Below are 12,344 nucleotides of genomic sequence, written 5' to 3' on the forward strand. Positions count from 1 at the left end.
TGAATGATCGTTTGCACTGGAGTTCTGGCCTTGCCGAGTGGGTTCGAACCGCCGTAGCATCCATCGCTATCCGACATCTTCCGCAAAGGAGCGGGCCCACATGGCTTCCACCACCCACAGCGGCACTCACAGCAGAGCGCGTCGCGCTGGCTTCGCCGCCTTCGTCGGCACCACCATCGAGTGGTACGACTTCTACGTCTACGCGACGGCCGCCGCCCTCGTGTTCGGACCGCTGTTCTTCCCGAGCGGTGATCGTCTCGCCGAGACGGCGGCCGCCTTCGCGACCTTCGCGGTGGCCTTCCTGGTCCGCCCGCTGGGTGGCATCATCTTCGGCCACATCGGCGACAAGCTCGGGCGGCGCACCTCGCTCGTGATCACCCTGCTGCTGATGGGGGCGGCGACCGTCCTGGTCGGCTGCCTGCCCACCTACGAGAACGTCGGCATCCTCGCCCCGATCCTCCTGATCCTGCTTCGCGCGATCCAGGGACTCGCGGTCGGCGGCGAGTGGGGCGGCGCCGTGCTCATGAGCGTCGAGCATGCTCCCGAGAAGTCCAAGACCTTCTACGGCGGATTCACGCAGCTCGGCAACCCGGCCGGCGCGCTGCTGGCCTCCGGCATCTTCGCGATCATGTCGCGCGTCGGCGACGACTTCATCATGAACGGCGGATGGCGCATCCCCTTCCTGCTGTCGATCGTGCTGGTCGGCGTCGGGTTCTGGGTCCGCTACCGCGTCGAGGAGACCCCCGTCTTCGAGTCGAAGGTCGAGGGCCGCAAACAGTCCATGCCGCTCGCCTACGCGCTCCGCACCAACTGGCGTCCGATCCTGCTGGGCATCGGCATCCTCCCGATCTCGACCGGCGGCTACTACCTGGCGACCACCTTCGCCACGGCCTACGCCACCGGTGACACGATCGCGATCAGCGAGCAGGTCATCCTCGACGCCATGACGATCGCGTCCTTCGTGGAGTTCGTCGTGACCCTCCCGATCGCCTGGCTCGGCGACAAGTGGGGGCGCAAGAACATCATGTACATCGGCCTGATCACCTCGGTGCTCACCTTCGTGCCGTTCATGCTCGTGATGCCAGGACGCGTCGAACCGCTCATCTTCCTGTTCGCCTCGCTGGTGCGCATCGCCATGAGCGCGACCTACGCCCCGATCGCGGCGCTGCTCGCGCAGATGTTCCGCCCGCAGTCGCGGTACACCTCGATCGCGCTGTCCTACGGCGTGGGCGCCGCGATCTGGGCAGGCTTCTCGCCCTGGTTCGCGACGCAGCTCATCGCCTGGACCGGCAACATCTGGTCGGTCCTCGCGATGTTCGCCGGCATGGCGATCATCGCCGGCATCTGCACGAAGCTCGCACCGCAGCACTCCGACGAGGCCCCCGTCACCGGCTCCTTCACGGCTCGCACCGACACGACCGCGAACCGGCTGCCCTGACCGGCCCGCATCCTCGACCGCCCGCACAGCAACGACCGCGAACAGGCTCCCATGAGAAAGCTCACCCCCTTCGACCGCTCGGCCCAGACCACCCCGCGTCTGATCACCGCCGAGGTGATCCGGACGGCGGATGCCGCCGACACGACCGCCACGGCGATGCTGACCGATCGGGGGCGGATCCTCGCGATCGGCACCCCGGCGGACTGCGAGGCGGCGGCCGAGCGGGCGGGGCTGACGCCGGAGCGCGTCGACCTCGTGGGGGCCGCGATCGTCCCGGGCTTCATCGATGCCCACGCGCATCCGCTCATGTACGGGCAGATGATGAGCTGGGTCGACTGCGGTCCGGAGAAGGCGCGCAGCATCCCCGAGATCGTCGCGCTGCTGCAGGCGGCAGCTGCCGATCTCCCCGCGGGGCGTCCGGTGCGCGGTTACGGCTACGAGCAGCGCAACCTCGCCGAGAAGCGGCACCCCACCCGCTTCGAGCTCGACGAGGTCGCCGCCGACCGCGAGGTGTATCTCATGAACGCCTCGGGCCACGGCGGTGTGGTGAACTCGCACACCCTCGCGATCAACGGCGTCGACCGCGACACCCCGAACCCGGACGGCGGCGAGTTCTTCCGCGACGCGGACGGCGAGCTGACCGGTGAGCTCTCGGATGCCGCGTGCAACATCCTCACCGGAGTGCACGGCGTGAAGATCGGCCACCACGGTCCGAACTTCCACCTGGCCGACGAGCCGGAGGAGCACCTGCGGCAGCTGGATGCCGCGACGCAGCGCTTCCTCGCCGGCGGCGTCACCTCGATCGGCGACTGCCAGGTCACCCGGCGCGAGTTCGACATGTACCTGCGGCTGGCCGAAGCGGGTCGCCTCGAGCTGCGCGTCTCGATGTACCTGCTGTCGCACCTGCTCGACGAGGCGCTCGAGATGGGCATGGTCGGCCAGTTCGGCAACGCCCACCTGAGCTTCGCCGGCATCAAGTTCTACGCCGACGGCACGCTCGGCGGCTGGACCGCGTACTTCCCCGACGGGTACGTGGGCGACCCCTGCCGCACCGGCCAGCTCTACCATGAGCCCGCCGAGTACGCGGGGCTCATCAGCAAGGCGCACGCCGCAGGACTCCAGACCGCGACGCACGCGCAGTCGCCCACCGCGATCGAGATGGTGGTGTCGGCGATCGAAGCCGCGCTCGCTGCGCATCCGGATGCCGATGCCCGTCACCGCATCGAGCACTGCGGGCTGCCGACGCCGGAGCAGATCGAGCGGATGGCCGTCGCCGGCATCCGTCCGGTGAACCAGACGCAGCACTACTTCAACTGGGGTGAGGGCGTCGAGGAGGCCATCGGAACTCCGGGCGAGCGTTTCAATCCGCTCGGCGAGTTCGAGCGTGCCGGCGTGCCGTTCACGATCTCCTCGGATGCTCCGGTCGCCGAGCCGATTCCACTCGAGGCCATCCAGACCGCGGTCACCCGCGTGACGCGACGCGGCCACACGCTCGGCCCGGACGACCTGCGGGTCTCGGCGCTCGCGGCCCTCCGTGCCCACACGATCGAGGGCGCGATCTCGATCGGCCGCGAAGACGACCTCGGCTCGCTCGAGGTCGGCAAGTACGCGGACTTCGCCGTGCTCTCGGCGGATCCGCTGGCCGTGGCCGGCGAGGACATCGCCGCGATCACCGTGCGTGAGACCTGGGTCGACGGCGAGCGTCGGTACCATGCCTGATTCTGAGGAGACCTACGCCGACACCGCCGGCCGGGCGGTCCTCGAGACCATCCGCGCCTACGGGGTCACGGCGATCTTCGGCATCCCTGGCACGCACAACCTCGAGCTCTATCGGCCGCTCGCCGACCTCGGCATCCGTGCCGTGACGAACCGGCACGAGCAGGGCTCCGGCTACGGTGCCGACGGCTGGGCGCAGCAGACCGGCCTGCCGGGCGTGGTCATCACCACCTCCGGGCCCGGTCTGCAGAACGCGATGAGCGCGATCGGCACCGCCTTCTGCGAGTCCAGGCCGCTGCTCGTGCTGTCGCCCGGTGTGGCACTCGGCGCGGAGTTCGCCGATGTCGGCACACTGCACGAGACGAAGGACGCGACGGCGATGGTCGGCGCCATCGCCGAGTGGTCGCGCCGGGTCCGCTCGGCCGCCGAGGCCGTCGAGGCGGTGCACGACGCGTTCGCGCTGTTCCGCACCGGGCGGCCGCGGCCGGTGCACATCGAGATCCCGCTCGACGTGCTCGAATCGCCGGCGGACGTGCCGGCCGAGCGGCGACAGGCGCGACCGGCACCGGCCCCGGAGGCAGGCGATGCGGATGCCGTCGCCGAGGCCGTGCGACTGCTCGCCCGCGCGGTTCACCCCGTGATCGTGGCCGGTGGCGGATCCACACGCGCCGCCGACGAGATCCTGGCGCTCGCCGAACGGCTCGGTTCCCCCGTGGTCACGACGCTGAACGGCAAGGGCGTGCTCGACGAGGGGCATCCGCTGTCGCTCGGCTCGAATTTGCGGCTGGCCGCTGCGCGTGCGGTCGCAGAGGCGGCGGACGTGCTGCTCGTGATCGGCTCGAAGCTCGGCGAGGCCGAGCTGTGGGCGCCGCGGCTCGAGGCCGGCGGTGCGGTGGTGCGCGTCGACATCTCGGCTGCGCAGCTCGACAAGAACCTCACTGCGACGGTCGGGATCGCCGGAGATGCCGTCGCGGTGACCCGTGCGCTGCTCGACCGGCTCCCGGCAGATGCGCGCGAGCCGCGCGACGTCTCCGCCGCGCGGGCGGCGATCGCGCAGGAGACACGCGAGGCCGCGCCGGAGGCCGTCGAGCTCGCCGAGGTCATCGCCGCGGCGCTGCCGGGTGACGCGATCGTCGCCGGCGACTCCTCGCAGATCGTGTACCTGGCGCTCGCGAACGTGCTGCGGGCGCAGCATCCGCACTCCCTCCTCTACACGCCCACGTACGCGACCCTCGGTTACGGCCTCCCCGCCGCGATCGGCGCCCGTGTCGCCCAGACCGAGCGCCCGGTGGTGACGGTGATCGGTGACGGCGCGCTCATGTTCTGCGTGAACGAGCTCGCCACCGCGATCGAGCAGCGCCTCGATGTCACGATCGTGTGCGTCGACAACGGCGGCTATGCCGAGATCCGTCAGAACGAGGTCGACCGCGGCATCACGCCGGTCGGCGTCGACCTGGTGCAGCCCGACTGGGCAGCGCTCGCCACCGCATTCGGCGGCGTCGGACGCCGCGTCGAACGCCGCGAGGACATCGCCGACAGCATCCGAGCAGCGATCGCCGAGGGCGGCGTGCAGCTCGTGCACATCCCCACCGGAAGACAGGACTGAACATGACCGACAACGTGGGCCCCATCGACGCCTCCGTGAACCCGCGGTACTCCGGGATCGCGACCTTCGCGCGACTGCCGCGGATCGAGGACGTGCCTCGTGCCGATATCGCCGTCGTCGGCATCCCCTTCGACTCCGGCGTGAGCTACCGGCCGGGCACCCGGTTCGGTCCGTCGCACGTGCGCGAGTCCTCGCGACTGCTGCGGCCATACAACCCGGCACAGGATGTGTCGCCCTTCGCGATCGCGCAGGTGGTGGATGCCGGCGACATCCCGGTCAACCCGTTCGACCTGACCGCCGCGGTGTCCGAGGTCGAGACTGCCGCGATCGCACTCGGCGAGCAGGTGCAGCGCATCGTCACGATCGGCGGCGACCACACGGTCGCGCTGCCGCTGCTGCGCGCTGTCGCCGCGAAGCACGGCCCGGTCGCGGTGCTGCACTTCGATGCGCACCTCGACACCTGGGACACCTACTTCGGCGCGCCGATCACGCACGGCACACCGTTCCGCCGCGCGAGCGAGGAGGGGCTGATCGACCTCACGGCGAGCTGCCACGTCGGCACCCGTGGTCCGCTCTACTCGAAGCAGGATCTCGAGGATGACGAGCGGCTCGGCTTCTCGATCGTGTCGAGCGAGTACATCGAGGAGCATGGCGTCGAGTCGGCGATCGCCCGCATCCTGCAGCGCATCGGTGACAAGCCGCTGTACGTCTCGATCGACATCGACGTGCTCGACCCGGCCCACGCGCCGGGCACCGGCACCCCGGAGGCCGGCGGGCTCACGAGCCGTGAGCTGCTGCGCATCCTCCGTGCGCTCGGCGACCGCGACATCGTCGGCGCGGATGTGGTCGAGGTGTCGCCGGCGTACGACCACGCGCAGATGACCGGGATCGCCGCGAGCCACGTCGTCTACGAGCTCGTGTGCCTGCTGGCCGCGCAGGTCGCACAGCCGTAGTCCGGGCATCCGTTGGTCGACGTCTGAGGCCAACTCGAATGTCTGCGGCCAACTCGAACTTCTGCGGCCAGATCAGTCTCAGCTGGCCGCAGAAGATGCTGTCGGCCGCAGAAGTCGAGGCTGGCGCGGTCAGCTCCCTGAGGGCTGGCTCGGTCAGCTCCCTGAGGCCGGCGCGGTCAGCTCCCTGAGGGCGGGGTGAGCCGCACGAGCACCCCGTCGCCCTCGCCGCCGATCGCGACCACCCACGACTCGCCCGTCCAGACGGCGGCGTTCGCGCCGCACAGGAATGGCAGCGGATGCTGTCCGGTGGTGTCAGTGACGCGGAGGGCATCATCGCTCGACCTCCCGTGGCACTGCGTGCGCTCGATCGCTGCTCGCGCCTCGGACGAGCCGCCGACGATCACGCCGTGCGCGTCGGACTGCTCTGGCGCCCCGCCCCACCACAGTGCGGTCCCGTCCGGGGCGACCGCGACGAGCGGATCGTTCGCGACCTGCGGCACCCGGCTCAGCTCGGTGCCGTCTGCCGCGAGCACGATCCGTGCGGACGGGGTCGCGAGATGCACGCGCCCGGCGTCGTCGACATCGATGTCGATCGGCGGGACGCCTGGCCGAGCACCCGGCGCATCGTCGAGGTCGACCGGGCCGCTGTGCAGCAGGGTGCGTGCGCCGCTGTCGAGGTCGACGCGCAGTACCTCGTAGTCGAGGTACTCGTCGGGGGGACGCGGCTGGTAGCGCACCACGATGGCATCGCCCTCCTGCACTGCGACGTCACCGAACTCGAAGTCCCCGTAGTCGAAGTCTCCCTCGTCGCCCACGATGTCGCCCGGCAGGTCTCGCATCGTCATGGTGGTGGTGTCGAGCACCGACAGCATCGGCATGACGTGGACCCGGTCACCCTGCACCACCACGAGCTCGGTCGCCGACAGGGGAGCCATCGCCTCGATCTGGGTGAGCGGGTCACCCGGCTCGGTGTTGAAGCGGGCGAGCGTCTTCCCGTCGGCTCCGACGTGCAGCCAGGACCCCGACGATGCGGTCCAGAATCCGCCGTCGCCATCCGCCGAGAGCACGTGCATCCCGTACCCGAGATCGATCGGCTGACCGGCTGGGACCGCCTCCGTTCCGTATCCGGTGAACGAGCTCTGGAACGGGATCGGTTCCAGCGTCCAATCGTCCGGGCCGGCGGTCGGCTTCGGGGTGCATCCGGAGGCGAGCATGATCGCCGCGACCACTGCGGCACCGAGCAGCATCCGCCGCAGTACCCGTCCCCGAACCCGCATGCCACCACTCTGCAAGCCCCGGCTGGGAACCGGCAGGGACCACGCCGGACGAATGGTCGGATGCCGCGGACGCCTGGTCGGGCGCCGGCACCCGCCGACTGCGAGTGTTGAGACCATGACAACCACTGCGCCCATCCCCACTGCCGCGTCCGCCGCGGAGCGCATCCGCTACGGCGGCCTCATCATGCTGATGCTGATGGGCTTCCTGCTGGTCACCGCCGAGTTCCTGCCGAACGGCGTGCTCACCGAGATGGCCGAGGCGCTCGACGTGACGCCCGGCCAGGCGGGGCAGACCGTGACGGTCACCGCGCTCGTCGGACTCGTCGTCGCACCGACCATCGGCCTGATGTTCCCCCGCCTCGACCGCCGGTCGCTGCTGGTGTGGATGGCGCTCGCCGCAGCCGTGTCGAACCTCATCGTGGCCATCTCGCCGAACCTGATCATCATCCTGCTGGCGAGGTTCCTGCTCGGCGCCGCGATCAGCGCCTTCTGGGCGATGTCGATCACGGTCGCATCGACGCTCGCCGGGCCCCGGCATCTCGGCCGCGGCGTCATGTTCACCTCGGCCGGCGTCTCGCTCGCGACCGTCGCCGGCGTCCCACTCGGCGTGATGCTCAGCGAACTCGTCGACTGGCGGATGGTGTTCGCGATCGCCGGCGTGCTGATGGTGCTGCTGTCGGTCGCGCTGCGGTTCGCGCTGCCATCGGTGCCGGCGGCGCAGGCCTCGAGTCTGCGTCTGCTCGTCGACACCATGCGCCGTCCTGGCATCGGACTCGGCATGCTCGGCCATGTGTTCGTGGTGCTCGGACACTTCTCCGCCTACACCTACGTGCGGCTGGCGCTGGAGCGCATCCCCGACGTCGATGCCTCGACCATCGTGGTGCTGCTGGCGCTCTTCGGACTCGGCGGACTGGCCGGCAACATCACGATCGGGCTGGTGATCGACCGCTCCTTCGCGTTCTTCTCGGTGTTCGCACCGCTCGTGATCGCGGTCTCGGTGCTCGCGATGATCCTGCTGTCCGGCTCGATCATCGGCGTCGCCGTGGTCGTGCTCGTGTGGGGCTTCTTCTTCTCGTCCTGGCTGATCGTCGCGAACACCTGGGTCGGGCATCGGATGCCGGACCGCCTCGAAGCCGGCGGCAGCCTGGTCGTCGTCGGCTTCCAGGGCGCGATCGCGCTGGCAGCAGGCTTCGGCGGACTGCTCGTCGACACGCTGAGCGTCGAGCTCGTCTACGTGGTCGGGGCGATCATGCTCGTGGTCGGCGCTGTGCTGTTCGGCGCCTCGAACCGGGTGCGCACGACCGTCTGAGCGAGCCTTCGCGCCGGTCGCGCACTACGCCGGGATCGGCGTCCGGTGCGCGGCCCGCCAGGCGGAGGGCGTCATGCCGGTGCGGCGGCGGAAGGCGCGGCTGAATCCCTCGTCCGAGGCGTAGCCGAGCTCGCGGGAGGTCTCGGACACGGAGCGGCCGGCGTCGAGCATCCGCTTCGCCGTGTCGACGCGCACCTCGGTGACGTAGTCCGCGGGGGAGCGGCCGATCACCGTGCGGAAGCGCTCGGCGAACGCGGACCGCGACATCGCGCTGACGCTGGCGAGCCGTTCGACGGTCCACTCGCGGCCAGGTGCCTCGTGGATCGCGTCGACCACGCGGTCGAGGAAGGGGTCGTTCGACACCGACGGCCAGCCGACCGGCGCGCAGCCGTTGGCGGCCCAGGCCCGGATGACCGACAGCAGCACGGTCGTCGCCATCATGCGGCAGATCAGCGGATCGCCCTGCCGGACGGGGCAGGTGGCAGGGTCGACGACGCCCATGGTCGCGGCGAGTGCGGCGGCCGACGGCTCGAGGGCGTCGAACCCGGTGACGGTGATGATCCCGGGCAGCACGGCGCTCAGGCGCGACGCGGTGTCGGAGAGCACGAGGTCGATGACCAGCACGCTGGCTCCGGCATCCGCCCGCAGCGTCATGGCCGATCCGCCGAGGGTGAGGAACGCGTCTCCGACGACGAGGCGGTCGGATCCCGCGGTCACGGCGAGCTGCTGGGACGCGCGATCGACGTCGAGGTGGCAGCGCGATCCGAGCGCCGGATGCCCGTGCACGCTGCCGCCCGCGATGTAGACGAGCGTGACCGCGTCGCCCGCGAGGGGAAGCAGGCCGCCGGCGGGCAGCGCGACGCGTCGCGCCACGCCGACCTCGAGGTCGACGGAGCGGAGCAGCTGCGAGAGCGCGTCGGCATCCACCATCACCATGCCTTCGGCAACGCCCGCCCGCGTGCTGGTATTCCAGCGGCCGGGAGCATCGGCGCGCCGCCGATACCCTGGAAGGACCCCCGACCCCACCCGAGGAGTCCCGTGTTCCGCTCGCCCGCCCGTCTGTACCGTGCCCTCGCGATCGCCGAGGCGATCACCTGGACCATCCTGATCGCCGCGATCATCGCCAGGGCCGTCGGTGCACCTGGCATCGTGGTCACGGTCGGTGGCGGCATCCACGGATTCATCTTCCTGGCCTACGCCGCGACCGCGATCCTCGTCGCGCTCAACCAGCGCTGGCATCTCGGTGTCGCAGCGCTCGCCGTGGTCAGCGCGGTGATCCCGTACGCCACGATCCCGACCGAGATCTGGCTGCACCGCACCGGGCGCCTCGACGGGGAGTGGCGGCTCGAGCCCGGCGACGATCCCCGCGACCGGCGCTGGGTCGACCGGCTGATGCGATGGTTCCTGCGTCGCCCCTGGGTGCTCGCCGTGCTGCTCGCGGTCGGCATCGTCGCGCTGTACGTGATCCTGCTGCTGGTCGGTCCGCCGGGAGGCAAGTGAGCTCGACCCGATCGCGCCGGGGTCCTGCTGCTCAGGGCGTGACGACGATCGCGTTCTTGTCGGCGACCTCGGCCATGATCGCGGCGGCGTCGCCGGCGCTGCAGTCGACGATCACGTACAGGCCGACCCCGACCGCGGTGAACGCGCGTGCGGCCATGACCCAGGTGCGCTCGCCCTCGGCGCCGACGACCTGACGGTGTTCGACGCCCCCGGATCCGCCGACCTGGTAGCTGAACTCGCCGGTCGTGGCGAGCGGCGTGATCTCGGCCGCGGTCGACTGCAGGAGCACGGCGAGGACAGCATCTGACGACGCGCTGTCGTCGCCGGCGACGACGGCCACATCCGAGGTGCGGCCCTGCCAGAACTGCGCGGTGCAGGAGCCGTCGGCCGTGGCGTAGCTCCATCCGCCGTTGCCGTCATCCGGCGATTCGGTCACCCAGCCGTCGTCGGTCATCAACCCGTCGCCCCACTCGATGTAGGCCGTCGTCGGGAGTTCAGCGCCCTCCGCGAAACCGAGCGTGAGCGGCAGATCGCCGGTCGGTTCGTCGGCGGGGGCGTCGGTGGGAGCGTCGGTGGGTGCATCGGATACCGGGACGTCCGTGGGGATCTGCGCGGACAGGCATCCGCTGAGCGAGAGGGTCGTCGCCGCGACGGCGGCGATCGTGACGAGACGGAGCAGCGGTCGGGACGGGGTCATGCGAGTCAGGATAGCCCTCGGCCGTGACCTGCACGATGGGGTGCATTGCCCATCAGGTGGGGCCGTCAATGCGCTGTCGCGACCCCGACCGAGTCGTGCACGATCACGGCGGCCACGCGGGCTCCGGCGCCGGCCGCCACGATGAGCTGCTGTGGCCCGGGGGTGGCGGCGTCCCCCGCCGCATAGAGACCCGGCACGTCGGTGCGACCGGACCGGTCGGTCAGCAGGTTGCCCGCATCGTCGATCGCCGGGTGGATGCCGTCGAGGAACGACAGCTCGGTCTCCCATTCGGGACGCACGAAGCCGCCGTCGACCGCGATGCTCGTGCCGTCGGCGAGGCGAACGGCCTCGATGCGGCCGCGATCACCGATGAGTTCGACGATCGGCTGCCGCTGCACCGTCACCCCGGCGGCGGCGAGTTCGGCCTCCTCCGTGGCGGTGACGACGGCGGCGCCGTTCGTGAACACGGTGAGGCTCTCGGTCCAGCGCGCGATCAGACGTGCCCGGTCAGCGAGGTCGTCGGACTCCCCGATCAGGGCGAGCCTCCGATCCTGCAGCTCCCAGGCGTCGCAGGCCGCGCAGCTGAACAGACTGATGCCGTAGTAGCCGCGCAGGTTCGGCACGTCGGGCAGCGTCTCGCGCAGGCCGGTGGCGAGCAGGACGGTGGATGCCGAGGCGGTGCCGGCGGGCTCGCGGCGTCCGATCTCGGCCGTGAACCCGGCATCCGTGCCACGGAGTGAGACGACACGCACCCGCGAGCGCACCTCGACGTTCGGGTACGCGGCCAGTTCCTCGCGCGCCAGGCGCCGCAGTTCGTGCGGAGCGATGCCGTCTCGGGTGAGGAAGCCGTGCGACCGCAGCGTCGCCGCGTTGCGCGGACGGTCGGCGTCGATCACGAGCACCCGAGAGCGAGCGCGGCCGAGGTTGAGCGCGGCGGAGAGGCCGGCAGGGCCGCCGCCGATGATGAGCACGTCGTACTCTGCTGTCTCGGTCACTCGCATCCCTCCCCGTGAGGAGCGGCGTCGGATCGCACGCCGGGCGACGATCGAGGCGACGCCGCCATGCGAGCCCTGTTCGGGTAAGGCTCGCCTAAGTCCTATCCTGCCATCATCCGGGCTGGGCGGGTCTCAGGCGGTACCGGCGACCGGCACCCCGGCATCGCGGAGCGCGGCTCGCAGTGGGCGGATGCCGGTGAAGGCGTGCGCGTGCATGCCGACCTCGCGGGCGCCGATGAGCTTCGACGGGGAGTCGTCGGTGAAGAAGACCGCGTCTCCCGGCAGCGGCAGCGCGTTGAGTGCATGCGTGAACGCTCGAGGGTCCGGCTTGGCGAATCCGATCTCCGCGGTGTTGAAGATCGGATCGAAGTGGCGATCCAGGTCGCACGATGCCGTCTCCTGCGGGATCGTGTCGGTGCCGTTCGTCAGGATCGCCGTGACCAGTCCGAGGGAGCGCAGCTCGGCGGCGAGCACGATCAGATCGGGGTCGACGTGGAACGGCGTCCGGCCCCACTCCGCAGCGGCCTCGGGAGAGCCGATGCGGTCGCCGATGATGCGGATCCATTCGGCGCGCGTGATGCGACCGCAGGTGACGTCGTCGAGCAGGGGTGCCGAGAGTGCGGCCTGCGTGATCGCGCCGTCTGCGAGCCCGTGTCGGCGTTCCAGATCGGGGTCGCGGTCGAAGTGGCGCACCACTCCGTCGAGGTCGAACAGCACGGCGCGGATCATCCCTCCATCCTGCCTTGCCGCCTCCGACACTCGGGTCGTCTGGGCCGGAGGTGGCTGGGGTGGGGCTTGGAGGTCTTCGCGATATGCCGGAATGCGATTCGAACCGGCCCCTTTTCTGCTCTGA

The 12,344-nt window shown here is 70.5% G+C and carries 11 protein-coding genes; 6 read left to right on the forward strand and 5 right to left on the reverse strand.

Features of this window, described 5'->3' with window-relative positions; all coding sequences use genetic code 11:
• Positions 1-100: 100 nt before the first annotated feature.
• Genes V7Z82_RS16050 through speB form a run of 4 tightly spaced genes read left to right on the forward strand, consistent with a single transcriptional unit; the run spans position 101 to position 5,713 of the window.
• Entirely contained in the window at positions 101-1,438 is a 1,338-nt protein-coding gene (locus V7Z82_RS16050; RefSeq protein WP_334152647.1) for an MFS transporter, read from the forward strand.
• Positions 1,439-1,489: 51 nt separating this feature from the next.
• Positions 1,490-3,157, forward strand: a complete 1,668-nt coding sequence (locus V7Z82_RS16055) for an amidohydrolase (RefSeq protein WP_334152648.1) — start codon at positions 1,490-1,492, stop codon at positions 3,155-3,157.
• Positions 3,150-4,760: a thiamine pyrophosphate-binding protein gene (locus tag V7Z82_RS16060; protein WP_334152650.1), complete on the forward strand. Its 1,611-nt coding sequence runs from the start codon at positions 3,150-3,152 to the stop codon at positions 4,758-4,760. Before V7Z82_RS16055 ends, V7Z82_RS16060 begins: the two co-directional genes overlap by 8 nt.
• 2 nt (positions 4,761-4,762) lie before the next feature.
• Positions 4,763-5,713, forward strand: coding sequence for an agmatinase (gene speB, locus V7Z82_RS16065; protein ID WP_334152652.1), 951 nt, complete (start codon positions 4,763-4,765; stop codon positions 5,711-5,713).
• Positions 5,714-5,889: 176 nt separating this feature from the next.
• On the opposite strand, the gene V7Z82_RS16070 is transcribed toward speB, so the two are convergent.
• Positions 5,890-6,990: a hypothetical protein gene (locus V7Z82_RS16070; RefSeq protein ID WP_334152654.1), complete on the reverse strand. Its 1,101-nt coding sequence runs from the start codon at positions 6,988-6,990 to the stop codon at positions 5,890-5,892.
• Positions 6,991-7,105: 115 nt separating this feature from the next.
• On the opposite strand from V7Z82_RS16070, the gene V7Z82_RS16075 reads away from it, so the two are divergent.
• Complete coding sequence (locus tag V7Z82_RS16075) at positions 7,106-8,299, forward strand: MFS transporter (protein WP_334152656.1); 1,194 nt, start codon at positions 7,106-7,108, stop codon at positions 8,297-8,299.
• Positions 8,300-8,323: 24 nt separating this feature from the next.
• Here the strand turns inward: V7Z82_RS16075 and V7Z82_RS16080 are convergent, their stop codons facing one another.
• Positions 8,324-9,229 (reverse strand): helix-turn-helix transcriptional regulator, encoded by a 906-nt coding sequence (locus tag V7Z82_RS16080; RefSeq protein WP_334152658.1) that lies wholly within the window; start codon positions 9,227-9,229, stop codon positions 8,324-8,326.
• Between the two features lie 108 nt (positions 9,230-9,337).
• On the opposite strand from V7Z82_RS16080, the gene V7Z82_RS16085 reads away from it, so the two are divergent.
• Positions 9,338-9,799: a DUF3817 domain-containing protein gene (locus V7Z82_RS16085; RefSeq protein ID WP_334152660.1), complete on the forward strand. Its 462-nt coding sequence runs from the start codon at positions 9,338-9,340 to the stop codon at positions 9,797-9,799.
• 31 nt (positions 9,800-9,830) lie between these two features.
• Here the strand turns inward: V7Z82_RS16085 and V7Z82_RS16090 are convergent, their stop codons facing one another.
• From V7Z82_RS16090 to V7Z82_RS16100, 3 genes are all read right to left on the reverse strand, one after another.
• Positions 9,831-10,496, reverse strand: coding sequence for a hypothetical protein (locus V7Z82_RS16090; RefSeq protein WP_334152662.1), 666 nt, complete (start codon positions 10,494-10,496; stop codon positions 9,831-9,833).
• A gap of 65 nt (positions 10,497-10,561) precedes the next feature.
• Positions 10,562-11,491 (reverse strand): NAD(P)/FAD-dependent oxidoreductase, encoded by a 930-nt coding sequence (locus tag V7Z82_RS16095; RefSeq protein ID WP_334152665.1) that lies wholly within the window; start codon positions 11,489-11,491, stop codon positions 10,562-10,564.
• A gap of 132 nt (positions 11,492-11,623) precedes the next feature.
• Positions 11,624-12,220 carry an HAD-IA family hydrolase gene (locus tag V7Z82_RS16100; RefSeq protein ID WP_334152666.1) on the reverse strand — a complete coding sequence of 199 codons (597 nt, stop codon included), beginning with the start codon at positions 12,218-12,220 and terminating at the stop codon, positions 11,624-11,626.
• Positions 12,221-12,344 lie beyond the last annotated feature (124 nt).

The organism is Microbacterium sp. (genome assembly GCF_036823965.1).
Taxonomy (GTDB): Bacteria; Actinomycetota; Actinomycetes; order Actinomycetales; family Microbacteriaceae; genus Microbacterium.

Coding starts and splice junctions, on each gene's coding strand:
- V7Z82_RS16060 (WP_334152650.1), top strand. CDS start 3,150: ATGCCTGATTCTGAGGAGACCTACGCCGACACCGCCGGCCGGGCGGTC.
- V7Z82_RS16080 (WP_334152658.1), bottom strand. CDS start 9,229: ATGGTGGATGCCGACGCGCTCTCGCAGCTGCTCCGCTCCGTCGACCTC.
- V7Z82_RS16090 (WP_334152662.1), bottom strand. CDS start 10,496: ATGACCCCGTCCCGACCGCTGCTCCGTCTCGTCACGATCGCCGCCGTC.
- V7Z82_RS16050 (WP_334152647.1), top strand. CDS start 101: ATGGCTTCCACCACCCACAGCGGCACTCACAGCAGAGCGCGTCGCGCT.
- V7Z82_RS16100 (WP_334152666.1), bottom strand. CDS start 12,220: ATGATCCGCGCCGTGCTGTTCGACCTCGACGGAGTGGTGCGCCACTTC.
- speB (WP_334152652.1), top strand. CDS start 4,763: ATGACCGACAACGTGGGCCCCATCGACGCCTCCGTGAACCCGCGGTAC.
- V7Z82_RS16075 (WP_334152656.1), top strand. CDS start 7,106: ATGACAACCACTGCGCCCATCCCCACTGCCGCGTCCGCCGCGGAGCGC.
- V7Z82_RS16070 (WP_334152654.1), bottom strand. CDS start 6,990: ATGCGGGTTCGGGGACGGGTACTGCGGCGGATGCTGCTCGGTGCCGCA.
- V7Z82_RS16055 (WP_334152648.1), top strand. CDS start 1,490: ATGAGAAAGCTCACCCCCTTCGACCGCTCGGCCCAGACCACCCCGCGT.